At 48.4% G+C, this 20,228-nt stretch carries 22 protein-coding genes; 12 read left to right on the top strand and 10 right to left on the bottom strand.

Going from position 1 to position 20,228, the window contains the following annotated elements:
- Positions 1-265 precede the first annotated feature (265 nt).
- The 9 genes from T502_RS08580 (at position 266) to T502_RS05475 (ending at position 7,576) form a co-directional block, all read left to right on the top strand.
- The gene (locus T502_RS08580) at positions 266-919 is read left to right on the top strand and encodes a type IV pilin N-terminal domain-containing protein (protein ID WP_084173070.1); all 654 of its coding nucleotides are present in this window, start codon (positions 266-268) and stop codon (positions 917-919) included.
- Complete coding sequence (locus T502_RS05510; RefSeq protein WP_042706128.1) at positions 913-1,647, top strand: type IV pilin; 735 nt, start codon at positions 913-915, stop codon at positions 1,645-1,647. The genes T502_RS08580 and T502_RS05510 overlap by 7 nt, the downstream gene beginning before the upstream one ends.
- Positions 1,644-2,303, top strand: a complete 660-nt coding sequence (locus T502_RS05505; RefSeq protein ID WP_042706127.1) for a type IV pilin N-terminal domain-containing protein — start codon at positions 1,644-1,646, stop codon at positions 2,301-2,303. The genes T502_RS05510 and T502_RS05505 overlap by 4 nt, the downstream gene beginning before the upstream one ends.
- Positions 2,300-2,953 (top strand): type IV pilin N-terminal domain-containing protein, encoded by a 654-nt coding sequence (locus T502_RS08575; protein ID WP_052359186.1) that lies wholly within the window; start codon positions 2,300-2,302, stop codon positions 2,951-2,953. The genes T502_RS05505 and T502_RS08575 overlap by 4 nt, the downstream gene beginning before the upstream one ends.
- A gap of 15 nt (positions 2,954-2,968) precedes the next feature.
- Positions 2,969-3,688 carry a type IV pilin gene (locus tag T502_RS05495; protein ID WP_042706126.1) on the top strand — a complete coding sequence of 240 codons (720 nt, stop codon included), beginning with the start codon at positions 2,969-2,971 and terminating at the stop codon, positions 3,686-3,688.
- The gene (locus tag T502_RS09115; protein ID WP_052359185.1) at positions 3,682-4,461 is read left to right on the top strand and encodes a type IV pilin; all 780 of its coding nucleotides are present in this window, start codon (positions 3,682-3,684) and stop codon (positions 4,459-4,461) included. Before T502_RS05495 ends, T502_RS09115 begins: the two co-directional genes overlap by 7 nt.
- Positions 4,462-4,752: 291 nt before the next feature.
- Entirely contained in the window at positions 4,753-5,289 is a 537-nt protein-coding gene (locus tag T502_RS05485; protein WP_169736983.1) for a hypothetical protein, read from the top strand.
- A 45-nt stretch (positions 5,290-5,334) separates the two neighbouring features.
- Positions 5,335-7,095 carry a type II/IV secretion system ATPase subunit gene (locus T502_RS05480; RefSeq protein ID WP_245597768.1) on the top strand — a complete coding sequence of 587 codons (1,761 nt, stop codon included), beginning with the start codon at positions 5,335-5,337 and terminating at the stop codon, positions 7,093-7,095.
- A gap of 229 nt (positions 7,096-7,324) precedes the next feature.
- On the top strand, positions 7,325-7,576 hold the full coding sequence (locus tag T502_RS05475) for a hypothetical protein (protein ID WP_052359184.1): 252 nt from the start codon (positions 7,325-7,327) through the stop codon (positions 7,574-7,576).
- Positions 7,577-7,737: 161 nt separating this feature from the next.
- Here the strand turns inward: T502_RS05475 and T502_RS05470 are convergent, their stop codons facing one another.
- The 3 genes from T502_RS05470 to T502_RS05460 form a co-directional block, all read right to left on the bottom strand.
- Positions 7,738-9,771 carry a sodium-translocating pyrophosphatase gene (locus T502_RS05470; RefSeq protein WP_042706207.1) on the bottom strand — a complete coding sequence of 678 codons (2,034 nt, stop codon included), beginning with the start codon at positions 9,769-9,771 and terminating at the stop codon, positions 7,738-7,740.
- A gap of 260 nt (positions 9,772-10,031) precedes the next feature.
- Complete coding sequence (locus T502_RS05465) at positions 10,032-10,595, bottom strand: META domain-containing protein (RefSeq protein ID WP_042706124.1); 564 nt, start codon at positions 10,593-10,595, stop codon at positions 10,032-10,034.
- Positions 10,596-10,716: 121 nt separating this feature from the next.
- Positions 10,717-12,312: a DNA-directed DNA polymerase II small subunit gene (locus tag T502_RS05460; protein WP_084173077.1), complete on the bottom strand. Its 1,596-nt coding sequence runs from the start codon at positions 12,310-12,312 to the stop codon at positions 10,717-10,719.
- 123 nt (positions 12,313-12,435) lie between these two features.
- Between T502_RS05460 and T502_RS05455 the strand changes: the two genes are divergently transcribed.
- Both T502_RS05455 and T502_RS05450 read left to right on the top strand, forming a co-directional pair.
- Entirely contained in the window at positions 12,436-13,431 is a 996-nt protein-coding gene (locus T502_RS05455; protein WP_169736982.1) for a hypothetical protein, read from the top strand.
- 177 nt (positions 13,432-13,608) lie between these two features.
- Positions 13,609-14,610 carry a hypothetical protein gene (locus T502_RS05450; protein ID WP_157197475.1) on the top strand — a complete coding sequence of 334 codons (1,002 nt, stop codon included), beginning with the start codon at positions 13,609-13,611 and terminating at the stop codon, positions 14,608-14,610.
- A gap of 106 nt (positions 14,611-14,716) precedes the next feature.
- Here T502_RS05450 and T502_RS05445 read toward each other — a convergent pair whose 3' ends face one another.
- Positions 14,717-15,409: a peptidase M50 gene (locus tag T502_RS05445; RefSeq protein ID WP_042706118.1), complete on the bottom strand. Its 693-nt coding sequence runs from the start codon at positions 15,407-15,409 to the stop codon at positions 14,717-14,719.
- Positions 15,410-15,512: 103 nt separating this feature from the next.
- On the opposite strand from T502_RS05445, the gene T502_RS05440 reads away from it, so the two are divergent.
- Complete coding sequence (locus T502_RS05440; RefSeq protein ID WP_042706117.1) at positions 15,513-15,785, top strand: chorismate mutase; 273 nt, start codon at positions 15,513-15,515, stop codon at positions 15,783-15,785.
- A 99-nt stretch (positions 15,786-15,884) separates the two neighbouring features.
- Here T502_RS05440 and T502_RS05435 read toward each other — a convergent pair whose 3' ends face one another.
- The 6 genes from T502_RS05435 to argC all read right to left on the bottom strand — a co-directional run bounded on the left by T502_RS05435 (position 15,885) and on the right by argC (position 20,203).
- The gene (locus tag T502_RS05435; protein WP_042706116.1) at positions 15,885-16,223 is read right to left on the bottom strand and encodes a PAS domain-containing protein; all 339 of its coding nucleotides are present in this window, start codon (positions 16,221-16,223) and stop codon (positions 15,885-15,887) included.
- An 80-nt stretch (positions 16,224-16,303) separates the two neighbouring features.
- Positions 16,304-17,200 (bottom strand): acetylglutamate kinase, encoded by an 897-nt coding sequence (argB, locus tag T502_RS05430; protein ID WP_042706115.1) that lies wholly within the window; start codon positions 17,198-17,200, stop codon positions 16,304-16,306.
- The gene (argJ, locus tag T502_RS05425; RefSeq protein ID WP_042706206.1) at positions 17,197-18,375 is read right to left on the bottom strand and encodes a bifunctional ornithine acetyltransferase/N-acetylglutamate synthase; all 1,179 of its coding nucleotides are present in this window, start codon (positions 18,373-18,375) and stop codon (positions 17,197-17,199) included. Before argJ ends, argB begins: the two co-directional genes overlap by 4 nt.
- A 1-nt stretch (position 18,376) precedes the next feature.
- A complete protein-coding gene (locus T502_RS05420) occupies positions 18,377-18,616 on the bottom strand; it encodes a hypothetical protein (protein WP_042706114.1) in 240 nt (79 codons plus the stop codon).
- A gap of 99 nt (positions 18,617-18,715) precedes the next feature.
- Entirely contained in the window at positions 18,716-19,198 is a 483-nt protein-coding gene (locus T502_RS05415) for a CBS domain-containing protein (protein ID WP_042706113.1), read from the bottom strand.
- 18 nt (positions 19,199-19,216) lie between these two features.
- Positions 19,217-20,203 (bottom strand): N-acetyl-gamma-glutamyl-phosphate reductase, encoded by a 987-nt coding sequence (gene argC / locus T502_RS05410; RefSeq protein ID WP_042706112.1) that lies wholly within the window; start codon positions 20,201-20,203, stop codon positions 19,217-19,219.
- Positions 20,204-20,228: the final 25 nt, after the last annotated feature.

Genomic DNA, 20,228 nt, shown 5'->3' with positions numbered 1-20,228 from the left:
ATAATATATATCTTGCGCAAAAAAATGTAAACTATATATATTTTTACTAAATTTGCCTGATATTCGCATATCCGTTCTGTATGTATATCTGCAAAGCATATGTGCAAGGCGCGTCTGTGAAAGAATTTAAACGCAAATATGCGGTTAAATTTGCAAAATAATTCTGTTTTGAATAAATATATCTTTGAGCGGACTCATATAGGTACAACTCAATTAAATGTGACTTATATAAATTTACATTTGGTTTAGAGTGGAGTTTGATTTAATGGAAAAAATAGCTGTAATAACGGGCAGTATGCGCAACGAAGATGCGGTATCGCCTGTTGTCGGTGTCATGCTGATGCTGGTTGTCACCATCATAATTGCGGCCGTGGTCAGCGGTTTCGCATCGGGTATCGGTGCAACTTCGCAGGCCGCACCTGCCACATCATTGGGTGTGTCGGTGTCGGCGGCGTCAAACGACATATCAAAGTATGTCGTTATCGAAAATCTCGGCGGTGAAAGTATCCCGACGAAGGATCTGAAGATCGTCAGTACTTTTACCTGCCCGGATTATGTTAGGAAGAACCTCGTTAACAATGCCGGAAAGGTAATTAAGCACACCATTGACGGTTCGCTTGAACCGATTTCGGCAAACGATCTGGTAACCGATACGGGAATAATCGATTATCCGTGGGCTGCACAGGTGACAAACAACGATAATATCGTAAACACCAGAACTGCCGACAGAACCTTCGGAACCGCGATTCTCACACCCGGAAGTTCAATCCAGTTTGACAGATCCTATTTCCTGGGCTTTGACACGGATGAACAAGTACGTGTGTATGGTTTCTCTGGCGATGAAACCGTGCATGTAACGATTGTGCACATTCCGAGTCAGAAGGCAATCTTCGACAAAGACGTGGTGATTACATGGTAAGAAAAATCTCTTTTGATGAAGCCGTATCCCCCGTTGTCGGCGTAATGCTCATGATAGTCGTCGTGGTAATCGTCGGCGCCTCCGTAAGCGCGTTCGGAATGGGAATGCTTTCCAATACCCCTTCGGCGCCTGTCGCAAAGATAGGGTATGTCGGCGTAATGGACGGCGATATCGGAGAAGCCGGAAAGATTGGTCTTGTATTTGAACATCTCGGCGGCGACGACATCCGTCTGGATGATTTGGTCCTGAATTTAAAGGACACTCAGATTACAAACATTACCGATTCCGAGGGTCATGTTCTCGGAAAAACGAAGGGACATGAAGTAACCGTTGCATATCGCGATCTTCCTTCCGAAACGATCATGGAAGAGGGACCTGACAGCAATACCGCGGTCCTAGACTCAGATCAGTATATGGATTACAGATTCTCCAAACTGCCTGCACGAAAGAACGGAGTCGGTGTAATCTCGGAGGATAGCAGTGTAGTTATTACCGCGGCAAATCTTCTGATAAGCCCCGGTCAGAAATTCATTGTTCTTGCCGATAAATACGGCATCGAAGAAGGATCACGTAACGGAAAGGTCTACTATGTTGCCGAACGCGGCAGTGCCGAAAATCCGTATTCAAGCGGCTGGTTCGAGGTCAGCGCCGTTACTACCTACTCTATTGTTCACGAACCTTCCGGAAACGTCATCGCATCCGGAACACTCACAGGAAGCGTAATATGAAATTGAAAAATTATCTCAAAAAAATTCATGAGAGAACACTCTCGGATAACTCTGCAGTATCTCCGGTAATCGGAGTAATGCTCATGCTCGTTGTTACAATACTCATTGCGGCTTTTGTCTCCGCATTCGCAGGCGGCGCCGTCGATTCCGCATCGGTCGCACCCTCGGCATCCTTTGACGTAAATATCCTCTCCGGTCAGGGAGATTCAAAGGATCAGTATGTAATGCTGATTAAGCACCTCGGCGGCGACAGTATCCCGTCGGGAGATCTGCAGATCATCTCCTATTACACATCCGCCGACGGCAAACAGATGCTCAGCGGCGCAATCGGACGTACGAATATGGCAATTCCGGCAGGTCAGATTGCAGAAAATAAGGTAAAAATTCCTTATCTTACGGATCTTGCAAAGGGAGCCCCCGGAGAAACGGGTACAAACTTCGGTGAGTACAACTTTAATGCCGGCGACGTAATCAGCACGGGAAACAGTAAAGGAACTGCCGTTGCCGTTTTCGGAATCATTCCTTCAGAGGCAAACTCCGTAGATGCCGACACTTACAAAGATTACGGTTTCAAGAAGGGATCAAAAGTAGAAGTCGAGATAATTCACACACCGAGTCAGAAGAGCATCTTTAAGAAACAGGTGACAGTAGTATGAAGAGATCGGATATCATAAACGAAGAAGCAGTCTCGCCCGTTGTCGGCGTCATGCTCATGCTTGTTGTTACAATCATAATTGCAGCTATCGTGTCGGGTTTCTCCGGCGGAGTGGTCGGTTCCGAGAAGAGTGCACCTCAGTCTGCATTCGTCGTCGGATACAATGCACAAATAACGGATACGGATAAGACAAACGCTCAGGCAGACAGCCCGAAGACAAACAACGGTCTTACATTCAGACTTGTCAGCGGCGATACAGTTTCGCTTGACAATATCATGGTCGAACTTCAGTCGGGAACCGATATCATGAAGTTTACAACCGATACCGTCCTCAATTCGAGCACGGGTGCGGTGGAAGAGAACGGTAAGATTAAGATAATAAAGAAGGGCGAAGATTCGACATACTTTGCGGTATTACCCGGTATGGATGAGATTATTGGAATCGGCGATTCCTTTACGCTTCTTGCCGACGGCAGCTATGACAGCACGCTTGCAACCGATCCCGCAATCGCAAAGGGCAGATTCCTTACATGGAGTCCCGAAGGATCATCCGGTGTATTCAAGGTAAAGCAGAATGTTCCGTTCGATTACGCCATCTATGATACCGTCAGCAATAAGATAATTCAGTCGGGAACCGTTACCGTACAGTAATTTTCGGAGATTGCAATGTACAGAGAAATCAGAACAAAAATCTCCGGATATCACCCCTCTTTGGATGACGGCGGAGTCTCTCCCGTGGTGGGAGTCATGCTGATGCTGGTTGTCACCATCATTGTTGCTGCTGTCGTAAGCGGTTTTGCGGCAGGTCTCGGCGATACCGCGCAGAAAGCCCCGTCGGCGGCATATCAGTTTGATATTGATGCTTCCGGTTTTTCAACCAAATATACAGGTTATCCCGTAGAACTTCGTGTTCTTGCGGGTGACATGATTCCGAGTGGAGATCTCCAGATTATTACCGAATATACCGTTCCGGAAAAATTCAGAGGTAATGATCTTGCAGACGGCGGAAAGGTAATCAGGCACATCATGGACGGTTCCATCATTCCGTTTGAAACTATATCACTCGGCGTTAATTCACGCATAACTGACAATAGTAAAGCCAGAGTCGATAAAACCATTGAGGGTTATCCGTTTGTCACTCAGACGACAGGTTATACCGATTCTTTATTCCCTCCTTCGTCAGGTTTTCAGAATTCGCAGTATTTCGGTCTCTGCAACTTTGAGACAAACTGTGTCTACAAATTTGGCGAACCCGATCAGTTCTTCGGATTTGATATCTACGATCCGCAATACGGATTCGGTGAAGGCTCAACCGTTCACATCACTGTAATTCACAAACCCAGTCACTCGGTAATCTACGATAAGGATGTGGTGGCAAAATGGTAGGCAAAGCAGAAGTTAAAACGACCTGCATAAATTTCGGTATGACGGAAGCCGTGTCTCCCGTGGTGGGAGTCATGCTCATGCTTGTCGTCACAATTGTTATCGCCGCCGTCGTCTCGGGATTTTCAACCGGTATTATGAGCGATAAAAAAGCCGATCTTCCGGGCAAGATAACTTTCCACGGAATAGCCGGTGGCGGAACGGATCCGGTTCTTGATGACGGATTCGTCGGTCTGCTCTTCGATGTAGAGGGCGGAACGGTCAACCTTGAAAATATGAAATTCTATATTTCGAGCAGTGATTACGGCGGCGGTGAAGCTTATCTGACATACAATGATCCTCTCTGGGGCAAGTACTATGTCGGCGGAGAGGGTTCAAATAATGGTCAGCTTAAACGTATGATCAATAACCCCGGGAAGGGAGTTTTGGCAAGCGATCCTGTAGATTTTTACTCAAGTGTCATGAAGAAATACACTAATCTCAATCCCGACGGTTCGGGAATGAGCAAGGATACCATACTTACGGCAGGCGATAAATTCATCATATTCATGTGTTATCATCAGCTTGCGCAAACCGCCTTATATACTCCTAATAATCCTACCGACCCCAATAAGCCTGATACGCTCGGCTTCGGTATGTATCGCAGATACGGTAACGGCGCAACTGCCTGGCAGAGCGGTGCCGTGTATGCCAACGGCGACGGGCACTATATTCTCTCGGACACGGGGGGAACAGTGTACTGCGAAGGCTATCTGAAAGAGACTGATTTCATCTGAAAAAAAGTAAGCAATACAAACACAAACATTTCCAATTCATACTCAAATTTTATTTTTTGTCCGCGTTACCCCGGTAAAACGGGGTGTATGCGGGATTAAAACAGTGTAATACCAAAAAGTAAAGAAAATTTTACTTATAACAACATAATATTAATATATCTGCCCGAACTACATATATAGATTGGCAAAATAACATGCGGATCTATGCAATTCCGTATAAATCAAAAGCAGCGGTATTTACGTGAATTTTTTATCGCGTGAAGCGTCGCCCGAAGGTGTTAAATGATTGCGATGGATGTACAGGATGAAATAACGGCAAGACTCATGAATGCGCTTCGCGGCAGCAATTACGGGCTGTCAATTGCAGATCTATCCAGAAAGACCGCTATTAACAGGAATACTGTCGCAAAATATCTTTCGATACTGTGCACTCTCGGTCAGGCGGAGATGCATGTCGTAGGTCCCGCTCAGGTCTATCATCTCTCAAACCGCATTCCGATAACCCCGATATGGCTCTCGACAATGCCGATGCCGTATGTTCTGGTCTCCAATGAGGGCATAATATTCAATGTAAGCACAAAATTTGCCGAACAGTTTCTGAAACCCGACGAAGATATTGCCGGAAAAACCGTGGAAGAATCCGGCGTCCCAATCCTTGAGAAAGTTGCCGACATGACCGAATATAATCTTGCACTGGAAGGAAAAATATCAAAACACAATGACTGCGAGATCGTCACGGTAAACAGGCACAGCTATTCCTGCTGGACGTACCCTGCGGTATTCGCGGACGGCAGTCCGGGTATTGTGATCTCGTTATTCAGCATTTAACCGCGTAAAAATGAAACGATTCTTATGAAGAAACCACAGTTGACATTGCCGAAATCCCTACTCAAGAAAAAATCGGCACTCGGCGATCTCGAGATCAATGTAAAAAAAGTGGGGCGGCAGGGCAAAAAAGGGCTGCTGCTCCCGTGGAGGAAAGCGTCCGCGGGCAGTAAGGATTCCGGCGATGTGCCGGTTTCTTCCGATTCGAAGAAGGAGGACGAGACTTCGGGGGAGTCTTTGCTCTCGAAATTCGGATTCACTTCAAAGGAAAAGCCCGACCGAACCATTGAGGAGATACTCAAAGAGTACGATGACTTAAAGACCGTGCCGCTTCCCGATCTGCTACCCGAAGAGAAAGAATGGGTGGTAGACCGATACTGGCTGAAAGCTCCTTTTTCGTATGCGAAGATAGTCCTGAACTGGGAGCACGACCTCACGTACATGATTGTCGAGCCGAAGATCGACGAGAAAGAGCTTATCGTTCTCGAGGAGACCTACGAATATCTCCGTTCGGTTCTCGTCTACGATTCGCCGAAGATGAAAGACGAGATGACGCTGGATTTAAGGTTTGCACGCCGCGCCGTACGCTCTTTTTATCCCGAGATACCGGATGAGCGCGTCGAAATTCTTCTGTATTATCTGCAGAGAAATTTCCTCGGATACAGCAAGCTAGATCCGCTCATGAACGACGAGAATATCGAGGATATTACCTGCAACGGCGCCGGCGTCCCGCTTTTCATATTCCACCGCAAATATTCGAATCTTGAGACAAATCTCATCTTCGACGATCTGGAACTCAATAAATACGTCTTAAAGCTCGCACAGAAGGCGGATAAACAGCTCTCGCTGACAACGCCGCTTATCGACGCGGCGCTTCCGACGGGCGCACGTGCACAGATAACTTACAGCGATATCGTTTCATCGAAGGGAAGTTCGTTTACCATACGCAAATTCAAGAGCGATCCCATGACCCCCGTCGATCTCATCTCGATTGGGACATACAGCGCCGAACTTATGGCATTTATCTGGCTTGCTGTGGAGAACGGCAAGAGCATGATCGTCGTAGGCGGAACCGCGTCCGGAAAGACCTCGACGATGAATGCCGCTTCGTTCTTCATCCCGCAGATTGCCAAGATCGTATCCATCGAGGATACAAGGGAGATTCAGCTTCCGCACAGAAACTGGCTTGCGATGCGGACACGCGAGACGGGTATCTCCCAGACAAAGAGCGATGTCGATATGTTTACCCTGCTTAAAGCCGCACTGCGACAGCGTCCCGAATATATCATCGTCGGAGAAGTCAGGGGCAGTGAGGCACAGACACTGTTTCAGGCGATGAATACGGGACATACCACCTATTCCACGCTTCACGCCGGCGGCGTGAGCGAAGCGGTAAACAGGCTGACGCATGAACCAATCAATGTCCCGCGTGTCATGTTCGGCGCTCTCGATCTGATGCTTATTCAGGGTCTTCAGTTTGAGGAGGGGCACGGTTTCAGGCGCTGTCTTTCAATCAACGAGATGATTGTAAACGACGGCGATATCAGATGGAACGAACTCTTCAGATGGGATCATATCAACGATAAGTTTGTGAGGACTTCCGCAAAGTCCAAAGTGTTGAGCGATATTGCATATACGCACGGATGGAATGACGAAGAGCTTGAGTACAATCTGAAACTCCGTCAGAATATGCTTGAGAGGCTGGCGGACAAGAAGATAAACGACAGCGTGCAGATAAGTCATTTCATCAACGAACTCAGAAAATCCTGCGAAAAATCCCGTGAAAAATCCGGTGAGAAATCCGGTTGACCGCATGTGATCGGGCATGTGACGAAAACACTGAGAAAACCCGAAAACCTGCGATAAATTCCATTTCTTTGATTATATGATGATTTAATGATATGATAATTTGATGATTGATAATTTGATGATATGATAATTTGATGATTGATAATTTGATGATTGATAATTCGATGATTAATTTGATAATTTGGCAATTTGACAATTTAATGATTTGATTGGCATTTGGAGGCATAAAATGGTTGAAGATCTTATTCAGTATTACACAATTGTTCTGTTCGGCGTTGTCATTCTTTTTCTGCTCTATCTGGTCTATATTATGGAGAGAAAGATGAGTGCAATGTCGGAAGAGTTCAATGAATTGAGCGGCGCCATCGACAAGACCTGTCTGGGTCTTGAAGAGCTGAACAGGCATGTCGAGACATCGATAAAAATATCCCTCTCTCAGCATGTCAGAACCGAGCTGGACGACGTGCAGAAGAAAGTCTGATTGATTCCGGCATATTCCGAGATATTACAAAATATTCCGAGATATTTCTATATCTCCCGATAATCTCTGTTTTTTGACAGGTATTCCCGTTTATCTTTTAAAAATCACTAAAAGTGTTTAAAGCGCGTTAAATGTTTAAAAAAAGTTATTTTAATTTTGATTTAGATGAGGAAGAGCGGTGCAAATACAACAGCCACAATGCTCATGAGCTTTAAGAGGATGTTGAGTGCAGGTCCCGATGTATCCTTGAACGGATCACCGACAGTATCTCCGGTGACTGCCGCCTTGTGAGCATCCGAGCCTTTTCCGCCGTAGTTTCCGAGTTCGACGTATTTCTTTGCATTGTCCCATGCGCCGCCGGCGTTAGCCATCGTGATTGCAAGCATGAAACCGGAGACGAGCGAACCCGCAAGAAGTCCTCCGAGTGCACCCTTTCCGAGTACAAGACCGATGATGACCGGAGCCGCGATTGCAAGGACACCCGGTGCAATCATTTCTTTAAGTGCGGAGTGTGTCGAGATTGCTATACATGTATCGTATTCCGGCTCGGCAGTTCCTTCCATGAGACCTTTGATCTCTTTGAACTGTCTGCGGACCTCGATAACAATCTGGTGTGCCGCACGTCCTACAGCCATCATTGTCATGGACGAGAAGAGGAACGGAAGCATTGCACCGATTAAGAGACCGATGAATACGTTGGAGTTCATTACATCGATGAAGTCCAGTCCGACCGCGATTCCGTATGACGAGAAGAGTGCCAGTGCGGTAAGAGCCGCCGAACCGATTGCAAATCCTTTACCCATTGCCGCTGTCGTGTTTCCGACGGCATCGAGTGTATCGGTGATCTCTCTGACCTCTTTCTTCTGGTGGCTCATCTCGGCGATACCGCCGGCGTTATCCGCAACGGGGCCGTATGCATCGACTGCGAGTGAGATACCGAGTGTTGCAAGCATACCGACGGCCGCGATGGCGATACCGTATAAGCCCGAGAGCTGGTAAGCGATGAAGATTGCAGCGCCGATGATTAATACCGACCAGACGGTCGATTCCATTCCCTTTGCAAAACCGGTGATGATGTTGGTTGCCGAACCTGTCGTACAGGACTCTGCGATTGCAAGGGTCGGTTTTCTCTCGTAGGATGTGTAGTATTCCGTAATCTGACCGATCAGGAAACCTGCAACAAGACCCGCGACAGTTGCCGCGAATGCTCCGAGACCGTATGATCCGAGAAGGTTTCCGGTAATGAAGTATGATGCGATAACAACAAGTACAAGTCCGATAATCAGACCGCGGTTGAATGCCGCATGGATGGCTGATGATTCCGTCTTATTGGTGCGGACAAAGAATGAACCGATTACCGAGGCGATGATACCTACGGCTGCGATTGTTAACGGAACGATAACTGCGTTGATAACAGGTATTCCGGGGAATGCGACCGCTGCGGTAAGTGCCGCAAGAAGCATTGTTGCGATGATTGAACCGACGTATGACTCATAGAGGTCGGCACCCATACCTGCGATATCTCCGACATTGTCACCGACGTTGTCTGCGATAACCGCGGGGTTTCTCGGGTCATCTTCGGGGATACCGGCTTCGACCTTACCTACAAGGTCTGCACCGACATCTGCCGCTTTGGTAAAGATACCGCCGCCGACACGTGCGAAGAGTGCGATTGAGGAAGCACCGAGTGAGAATCCGGTAAGGATGCTTATCGTGGTTGCGAAGTTGTCAACGCCGACAACCTGCGAGACGGCAATGAATGCGATTGAAAGACCCAGAAGTCCGAGACCTACGACACTCATACCCATTACAAGACCGCTTGAGAAAGAGACCTTGAATGCCGCGGCTATTCCGCGAATTGCGGCGGTTGCCGTGCGTCCGTTCGCATTTGTTGCAGTGAACATTCCGATATATCCCGCCGTTGCGGAGAGAAGAGCGCCGAGGATGAAACAGCCGGCGGTTAAAGCTCCGTTTGGCAGAACAAGTGCAATAACAATTGCAAGTACTACGACAAAGACAGCGATTGCACGGTACTGTTTGTTAAGGTATACCATGGCGCCGCCGTGGATTGCCGCAGTAATCTTTTTGACGACCTCAGTGCCTTCGTCTTCTTTTTTGACACATCTCAGTGAGTATGCCGCGAATAAAAGACCGACGAGTGCACATACGGGTGCGAGATAGATTAACATATCCATAATCATTCAACCATCCCTTTGCCGGATTCAGCCTTTTAATAAAAGTTCGTGAACCGGCAAAGTTACAATTTGCCTATTAGTTTTGTCTTATGTGGTAAAAAGAGTATCTTTTTAAATGGGCGGCAGGTTATTTCCGCCGCACCTTTACACGCTTTGCCGCGCCGCACGCCGCCATGACGCGCCCGTATCCCGTGTGCCGCATGCGTGCACCCGCAGACACCGCGGACCGCATTTCCGCTATGCCGGTGCCATATCCTGCGTTATGCGTTCATCTTAGTGAATACGAGCAGCACTTTGCCGTTATCGTCCGAGAGTTCCAGTTTGTCTCCCGATATTTTATAGGAGGCGACCTCGGTCAGTGCCGTTTTGTATGCCGCTTCGGTGGGGCTTGATGCATCGCAATACATAAGGGTGGAGATGAAGCTCTCCTGATTTATCGAGAGTTTATTGCCGTCTGTCGTGTAGGTTGCGCCGTATCCGTTGCACCCGCCGTTGCCGCCGAGATTCTTTTCGTCAAACTTCAGCGTGACCGTAACTCCGTTCGGGACCGGCTGAAGACCGCTTTCGTTTGCAATAGATTCTAGGATCCATTCCGTGCCGATTAACACGCTGCCCGTGCTGTCCTTACCAACTGTGGCGTCTGTGCCGACCGCGTTTCCTGTGTTCCCCGTGTTTACTGCGTTAGCCGCGTTGTCCGCAGTGCCGGCATTGCCCGCATTGCCTGTCGTGTTGTTTGCGATGCAGCCTACGGTAATTGCGACCGCGAATACGACAACAACTGCGCAGGCAAGTGTAATTATCTTTAATGTGTTTTTGTCCGTCATTTTCTCACTGCATACATTTTCGTCATCAAAGTATATATCAAAATCTTTGACTTCGAAAAAATTTGAAGTCTATGCGACATCTGTTTGCAAAAATAACCGTGAAAATTGTGTTTATAAGTGCTCATAAATTGACAAGGGTCGGGCTTTCTCCGCTGAAGTCATAGAGTTCGCATGAAAGCGTCTTCAGATCAATCATGAACGCACGTGCGGGATTCGGATTGATATTCATCTGTTTCTGGAAGGATGTCTGCGACTGCCAAGTTCCCGCGTTTATGCAGGTGACGCCGTGATACTTCTTATACCCGGTAATATGCACATGCCCCGTATGCAGAATCTCGGGGATGGGGTCTATTACGAGTTTGTCCTCTTTTGCGGGGAAAATAGGGGTTCTCTCGCCGTATGTGCAGGCGAGAAGGCGGCGTTTTAGCATCTCCTCCATCATGTTCTGCGGCTCGTTGTAGCTTGCGCCGGGAATCATCGCGATAAGGTCGTCGTAACTTCTGCCGTGATACATGAGCACCCTCACGCCGTGGATGCTCACAAGCGCGGGATTCTCGACAAGGGTCACGTTCGGCGGAAAATGCTTTGTAAATATCTCGGTCAGCGCCGGCTGCGGCTCGGAACCGCGGATGGCGTCGTGGTTGCCCGGCGAAACTATGATGCGCATATCGTGCGGCAGCTTCTGAAGCATACCCGCGAAAACCTCATACTGCCTGTAAATATTGGGTATCGTAAGTTCTTTGTCCTGATCCGGATAGATACCAATGCCGTCGACGACGTCGCCGGCGATGAGCAGGTATTTTGCGCCGCAGTTAACCAGCCAGTCCGAGAATCTCTCCCATTCATCCTTAAGGAAGGTATTGCTGCCGACGTGCACATCCGAGATGAAAACGGCTTTTGCCGGTTCTTTACTCCGAAAAGGCGCATTCATCGGGGGAATGTCGGGTCTGAACATGGTGTCGGAGTAGATGATGTTTCCGTCATCCGAGAGCGTTCCCTTTATCATGACGACTTCGTCGGGGATGAGCCGTTCGGCCTCGGCGAAGAGTTCCTGTCGCATTCTGTCGCGTTCGGGGTCGCGATTCGGAGAAGCCGCCTGCAGCTGCGGGTTCATGAAGAGGACGTTTACGGTATCGGTCGGGTCTTCGAGAACCGCGATTCTGTGCCCCTTTGATGTATTTCTGACCTCCGAGACCATTCCCACGATACAGACCTGCTGTTTTCTGTATCTTACGGTCTGGGTCAGTGCGGATATGGGAATATATTCCCCGCGTCCGCGCAGTATTTTGGCAAGTTTTGTGTATCTGTTCCTGAAATAGTACGCAAAATCGGTGTATTCCGCGCCGCCGTTGAGCTCGGACGGAGACCCGGCAAGTATCTCTATATCTTCCGGCAGGTCGAATCTCGAGAACTCGTTCGGGTAGGGACTCTCCGCTTCGGTCTCATCCGCGCTTCCCGCGGGACTGTCTGCGCCCGCAGCGCTCTCTCCCTGCACGGATTCGGCGGGCGTATGCGGCAGCGGCGGCTCGTATCTCTCGTTTACGTATCCCGGGATATGCCTCGGGAGCACCACGAGTGCATCCTTCGGAACGTTCTTTATGATTGCGTCAATGAGAGTCGGATCCTGCGATTCCAGCACAGTCAGGACTACATCCGGATGAACCTGCAGGTTAGCCTGCAAAAATTTTCTGGTGATCGCGGTCGGAGAGTCCTGCATCATCTCACTATTGGTTACGGAATTAGAAAAGAGTTGGCAATCGGTGCTACAACTTGCTGCGGTTATATATGATCTCTTGAATAAGTTTATGTCTTGAACATCATATGATATTCAAGGGATATCATGCTCTTTGAAGAAACTTTGGTATTTAACAGCTACGGAGATGCGCGGGAGTTCAGAAGGCAACTCATCGCGTATGGCTATGATTCTGATGTTTATGAGAGACACACCTTATTATACAATGAGGAGATAATCGGCAGAATTCGCGATTTGGCGGCGTTTTTCACGAATGAAAAACAGGAAATCGACGCAGACAATCCGTTTGCACGCGACTTATCCGTGAGTTATGACATAATGAACAATTATCTGGGGGATCTGCGCAGGAGGATTCATAAATATCTGGATTCCCGCGATGACGGTGCCTCTTTAGGCGATGACCCCGATTATAAGCGTTACTGGGATATTGTGAAGAAGAAAAAAGATTATCTGGGCAGAGATCTGCCGGAGAACGAAAGAAAATTCCTGTCAAATTTCGAGGATCTGGTTTCAATTTTTGGTAATAACAATATGTATGGTACTTTACCCGAAGAAAACGGCATGGATAAATCGATTCTGCGAAAGAGGTATAACTCCGTAGATGATCTCACTGTTTCCGTTCCGGTACCTGCCTGTATGCGTAAAGTTATGATCGGACCTCAAATATCCGCTAAAAACCGTAAGGCGTATAACATAAAAACCACGGCAGATGTTGAATCCGATACTGTTTATGAAGTAAAAATACCCCTGAAATTTATACTCACTGAAGACCAGAAAACGTTTGAAAGGATGACTGAAGGCTGTGAAATAGACCCCGTATCCTATAATTCGGTTAAACTGAATCTGATTGCGAAGAAAAATCTCGCAGATATCATAATTGATATACTGGAAACGGAAGGCGGGATAACATCCGAAGAGATAAATGAGAGTCTGGATTCGAGATACGTGCGGGATTTCCCGGAAACGGACAAGTTAACATTCACACGTCTTTATTGTCTTGAAGATGCCCTTGAAGAGATGGCAAATTACGGTCTCATAAAGGTAAATAAAGAGTATGATGAGGATGATAAATTCTATGTCTGAGTATTTATCCGATCCGAGAGATCTAATGAAAATAATTAACTAATCCTTTTTTTTAGCGCGGATCTGTCCGTAAATTTCGTATTATTGAAGGTGCCGCAACGATGAGGCCGACTGAAAGCGGTCGGTTTTATAGTTACGATGTCAAATTATATGATAATTAATGGCGGTTTGAGCAATATGATCTTTGAAGAAACCCTTGTTTTTTATAACCCGTCCGATGCCGAGAATTTTATGAGGCAGCTGTTTGCGCAAGGCTACAGGGCAAAGATGAAGAAGATAAACACCCTCGTAAACGAGGCGCACTGCAAGGCAAAGATAAGCGATTTAAAGCTGTATTTCGCCGATGTCCTTAAAGACGCAAAGGACGATGCCGGCAACGGAGAAGTCGCGGAGGAGGTCTCCGAGACGTATTCCTCGATAATTGCGGATATCGATACGGTAATCGCCGATCTTAAAGAATTCCTTTCCGCCCGCGACGACTGCGCAGTTATCTCCGACGACCCCGACGTAAAACGTTTCCTTGAGATAATGAAGAAAGAAGGCATGGCGGAGAATGCCCCGACTGACGGCGCCGCAGCATCGGACGGGAACGACGATTTCTTCTCGCGAATGCTTCGAATCATGCTTGTCCTCAACGATAACGGCATGATTGAGGATCTCGCGGGCAAAGACGGCGATAACGGCGAAGATGCCGAAAAAATACTTCATAAGAAGGATATCCCCGTCGAAGACCTGATTATGTCCATGCCTTCGGACCTCTTCCTCGGCGGCAATTCGCAGAAGAACCGCAGGGAACACAACATTAAGACCGTAGTCAACGTAGTCTCCGGCGCCGAATACCATGTAACGACGCCCATAGAGTATTCAATCTCGGCAAACTTCGACAAACTCGACAGAATGGTCGCGGATTACGACATAGACCCTGCATCCTATACAAAGATGAAGGAGAATATAGTCGCGAAGACCATAATCGCAAAGAATATCCTCGCCTGCATAAAGAACGGAGGAAAGACTACGGTTGACGAGATCTACGAAGTCATGAACTCGGCATCCGTTGATCTGTCTTCGGGCACGGACGAATTCATGTTTGATTTAAGCCGCGAGTTCATTGCCGCAGTCATGAGCGAGATGAAGGTAATGGGCATAATAAAGGGCAAAGGCAACAGATTCAGGGTATAAATCCTCAAAATACTCTTTTTAGGTGCCGCTTTTCTTTCGACGGCGACAATTTAAAAAATATAAAAAAGGTGATTCGCGGATTTTTCCGCGGTGTTTATCGGATTGTTTATTTGACTATGGCATTGAGAATCGTCGTAAGACTGCCGCCGTAGTCGTATGAAACCAGAAGAATCACGAATGCAAGGACAATGACTATCGCGAAGACCGCCGGGTTCCAACTCAGTATTTTTCTGCCGTCGAGCACACTCACGGGGAGCATATTGAAGAAGGCAATCATTGCGTTTACGCTCAGACCTATGATACCTATCTCGAAGATGAGGAAGGTAACCATATTCGTGCCCGCAACCGTGCCGTAGCCCATCATGGTGCCGATTACGACAATCACGAAGAAGACAATGCAGAGCAGAAGGTTGGTAACGGGTCCAGCGACCGAGATGATTCCGTTCTCCCTCTTCTGCATCTCTCTTCCCTGCTGTCCGTATATCATGGTGGCCCCGGGTGCCGCAAAGACCACGCCAACGAGGGCTGCGAGCGCAACCGCGACGAGAAGCATCTGATTGTCCTTTCGAAACTGCGCCCAGTAGCCGAATTTTATTGCCGTAAACTTGTGGGCAAGCTCATGGAGCAGAAAACCCATGCCTACCGTGAGAAGCGAGATTACGAAAAATATCATGAAGCCCGTCGGCGTTACGCCGCCGCGGATGAATACGAGAGTAAATGCTATGGCAATGCCGACCCATGCAATAATCAGGTCATTTCTCTCGGATTTGGGTATGCGCGAGAAGATTTCGTTTATCATTACAGATTATATGAAATTCTTCTCTCATATTACTGTTGATTCCCGCTCGTGAAATCGGCAATCAAAGAAGATATTATTATGCAGTAAATCTTAATTTGGAAAGATGACACTGCTTGAAGTACGTAATGAAATTCTGGGTATCGATACCGAGATAATTAAACTCATAAAGAAGAGACTCGCATGTGCCGACAAGGTTGCCGCCGCAAAGAGAGAAGAAGGCGGATCGCCTGTGGATGCGGTTCAGCGCGAGAAGGTTCTGAAACGCTCCTATGAGATGGCGAAGATGGCGGGAATCGACCCCGAGATGACAAAGGAGATCTTTGAGATTCTCATAAGGATGAACGAGAAGAGACAGACGGAACTCAAAAAGAGATAACGTCGGGGAATAGATAGTAAATTAGTAAATTAAATCTATTGCATCCTCAAAATTAATCAAAAATCGGATTAATCAAATTCAAAAAATCAATTAAAAAATCTATTTTATCCTTACGGCGGTTATGATGTAGTTGTTCTCGTCCATAACGGTGCCGGAGAACATGACGTCGCCGCAGACTATGCAGTTTACGCTGCCTTCCTTTCGCAGAGTCGTGAAGAATTCGTCGCGCTCGGGGCATTTCTCCCAGACGCATACAAAGAGTTTGCCGGTGATATCCCGCTTTGTCTTTCCGAAAACCTTCGCAAAGCTCTCGTTTACGAGTTTAATCTCAAAATCGGGATGTGTGAGGATGCAGAGCCCCGCGGGACTTTTGAAGAAGACATCCTGATAGAAAGACCCGTCAGCCTTCTTGGCCGCAGAATTGAAAAATCCCACCATACTTAACTCCGCATCGATTAATCGCTGTGTTTCTGTTTTTACTGTTGATTTAGATTAATTCGGTAATTCATTTTATACGATTATTCGCCGCTTATGTCGGCATCGTCTCTTTTTATCATGGTGCCGACACCGTCGTCCGTAAACAGCTCAATCAGCAGATTGTGGTCTTTGTTGCCGTTGACGATATGTGCGTATTCAACGCCGCTTTCTATGCATTTCAAGCAGGCATCGAGCTTGGGAATCATTCCGCCGACGATAACCCCGTCTTCTATGAGGCGGCGCGACTCCGCGACGGTCAGGCGGTGATAGGTCTCGGTCCTGTCGCCGTTCATGATACCGTCGATATCGGAGAGATTCACGAACTTGTATGCCTTGAGAGCGATGGCGATCTCTCCCGCCGCCGTATCAGCGTTGATGTTCAGCTCGCTGCAGCGCGAATCGACGCCGATTGGGGAGATAACCGGAATATAGCCGTTATCGAGGAGAATGTTGAGAATGTCGGGGTTGACCGAGGTAACGTCGCCGACGAATCCCAGGTCGACCTCCTCTTCTTTGTTGTCGACGATGACCTTCTTAATTCCGGTCTTCTTTGCGTGAAGGAGATTTGCGTCGTTACCCGCAAGACCTATCGCCTTTGCGCCCTGCTTTGCGATAAGCGAGACGATATTGCTGTTAATCTTGCCGACAAGCACCATCTGTGCAATCTCGAGCGTATCCGTATCCGTGACGCGCAGACCGCCGACGAACTTGGGCTCTTTGCCCATCGCAATCATCTTCTCGGTAATCTCCGGACCGCCGCCGTGGACGACCACGACTCTTAAGCCCACATAGTGAAGGAGAACAATGTCCTGAATTACGGTCTTTAAGATGTCCTTGTCGACCATTGCATGACCGCCGACCTTGACAACTATCGTCTTTCCGTGAAAGCGCTGAATATAGGGCAGCGCTTCCATCAATATATCCGCTCTTTTCTTCATGTTGTATACTTCCCGTTTATCTCGACATATTTTTCCGTGAGATCGCAGCCCCATGCCGTAGCCTCGAAAGCGCCGCAGGCGATGTCGATATCGACAACGACGACCTTTCCGCCCATGAGTTTCTTGGCAGCCGCAAGAGCGTCGGGGTGCATGACGTCGTCCGCCAGAATCTCACCCTTTCTTGCCAGAACAACCGTATCGGCGCGTCCCTCGTTTGAGATGGAGACCGTAGCCGCATCGGGATCGAATTCCACGCCGGCACGTCCCGCGGCGGCAATGAGCCTGCCCCAATTCGGGTCTTCGCCGTAGATTGCGGTCTTGACAAGCGGCGACTCGATTACCGTCCTTGCAACGACGGCGGCGTCCTCCTCGGTCTTTGCGCCCGTGACGCGGACTTCAATCATCTTTGAAGCGCCCTCTCCGTCGGCGGCGATCTGTTTTGCAAGCGAAATGCAGACCTCTTCGAGTGCGGCTGCAAACTCGTCGTAATCGCACTTACCCTTAAGACCGGTTGCCGTCACGAAACAGCAGTCGTTTGTCGAGGTATCGCCGTCGACGACGACCATGTTGAAGCTCCTGTTAACTGCGGGTATGAGCGCTCTCTTCAGGTCGGCGGCGCTTATCTCCGCGTCCGTATAGACAAAAGAGAGCATTGTGCCCATATTCGGCGCAATCATGCCGCTGCCCTTGCATATGCCCGCGACCGTGAAATTTTTGCGCCTTGCAATCGCGCTCTTCGGGACGGTATCGGTGGTCATAATCGCACGCATGGCTTTTTCTTCGGCGGCATCGTCGTGCTTCAGGTCGCCCTTGATCCTGCTGCACTGATCCTCGATGATATCGAGTTTCATGAACCTGCCGATAACGCCCGTAGAAGCAACGCCGACCTTATCGGGTGTGGTGCCGAAAGCCTCGGCGGCTATCTCGCACATCCGCTTTGCGTCATTGATGCCCTGCTCTCCCGTATAGACATTGGCATTGCCAGAATTGACGATAATGCCGTCGAGGACGCCTTTTTCCATCCTCTCCTTCATCAGAATGACCGGTGCGGCAACGAGGCGGTTCTTTGTGAATACCGCCGCCGCCGTTCCCTTCGCCTTTATGAGAGCAAGACCGTACTTGCCCTCTTTTATGCCTGTCGCATAAACGCCTTCAACTGCACATATATTTCTCATATTATTTTTCATATTGTACCACCGTATCGGCTAACCGTTTTGTCTCATATAATTTGATTCCCAAAAATATCAATGAACCCATTATTCCAATGAAAAAAATGGTTTCGGGGAATTCTCCTGTGGTTATCTTCTTTGCAATACAATACCCGATAACGGCAATCTCCAAAAAACCGAAAGCATACAGTGCAGCTTTCCGGTTGATAGCCGTTTCCGTCTCATCAGCTTTATTGAATATTTTCATTTTTCTTATTCCGCAAAATATGTCTGTAACGGTTTTGCCGTTTTGTTTTTGCTTTTGTTTTTGCAGTTTGTATTATTCGTATCGTGGAGACCCGACTCTTCAGTCGAAATTCGCGCCCGACATCCCTATGCCGCGGACAATGTCGCGGCGCGTGACAATTCCCACAAGCCTGTCGTCCCTGATTACGGGAAGGCGTGCAATGTCTTCGACCGACATAATATTGGCACCTTCCTGAACTGATGCGCCATCCTCTATCATGACGACATCCTGGGTCATAATGTCCGTAACCGGTGTGTTTCCTATATCGATGAGGGTTTTTCTTGTCTTCTCGAGGTTTACGTTCTCCGTTATCGAGAACTCTATCGCGTCGAGCGGCAACGGAAGACAGATCTCGTCGCTTGATTCGGAGGTATCGAGGAGTGAAAGAACGTCGGTCTCGGTCACGATGCCTATGATCCTCTCGCCGTCCATGACCGGCAGACCGCCGATTCGATACTTCTTGAGCAGTCTTGCGACATCTCTGACCTGCGCATCGAAGGCCACGGTTACGGGATTGGGGGTCATGACATCCTTTATCAGCATACTCTCACCTGAAACGGGTTACGGGTTTAAGGGCGCAACTTTGAGTCCGTCGTTCTCCTTAAATCCGCACATGATATTCATGTTCTGGATTGCCTGTCCGCTTGCGCCTTTGACAAGGTTATCGATTGCCGAGACGGCAACGACCCTTTTGCCGTCGCACTCCACCTTTATGTCGCAGAAGTTGCTTCCGCGAACCGCCGCGGTGCTCGGATTCTGGAGGCGGATAAAGTATTCCTTCTCATATCTCTCGCGGTAGAGCTTCTCGACCTCTTCCTGGCTCAGTTCTTCGTCGAGAAGAATATGTGCGGTCGTGAGAATGCCGCGGTTTATCGGGAGAAGGTGCGGCGTAAAGTGACATGACGCCTTCGAGCCCAAAAATGCAGCTTCCTGCTTCATCTCGGCAAGATGGCGGTGTTTCGTCCACTTATACGCATTGAAGTTATCGTTCACCGTCGTAAACTGGTTTGTCACGGTCGGCGTCGTTCCCGCGCCCGTAACCCCGCTCTTTGAGTCGTAAATTATTGTATTGGCGAATTTTGCCAGAGGAGCGGCGGCAAGGGTTGCGCCGGTCGGGAAACATCCCGGGTTTGCGACGAAGTCCGCACCCTTAATCTCGTCGCGGTGAATCTCGCAGAGACCGTAGGGCGCTTTGAAGTATGCGGTATGCTTGACGCCGTAGGTCGCCTCGTATACGTCCTTCGGGAGCCTGTAGTCTGCGCTCAGATCCACGCATTTAATCCCGCGTTCTCTGAGTGCTTCCGCATAAGGCATTGCCGCAGTGTGAGGCACGGCAAGAAAAGCAAAATCCGCATCCAATCTGCTGATATCGGGATTTGTGAACTTTAAATCCGTAAATCCCGTAAGACTCGGATGGATTGAGGTAAAACTCTTTCCTTCTTCTTTTCGCGACGTGACCGCGGTCACTTCCGCCTGTGAATGCGTAAGCAGAAGGCGCACAAGGTCTGCTCCCGTGAATCCCGATGCTCCGACAATTGCGATATCCATAAAATAGTATAGAGTTTTTAAGTGA

The organism is Methanomicrobium mobile BP (assembly GCF_000711215.1).
In the GTDB taxonomy this organism is placed as follows: domain Archaea; phylum Halobacteriota; class Methanomicrobia; order Methanomicrobiales; family Methanomicrobiaceae; genus Methanomicrobium; species Methanomicrobium mobile.
Note: the sequence above shows the minus strand (reverse complement) of the source record. Positions and strands in the feature narration are given on the sequence as shown.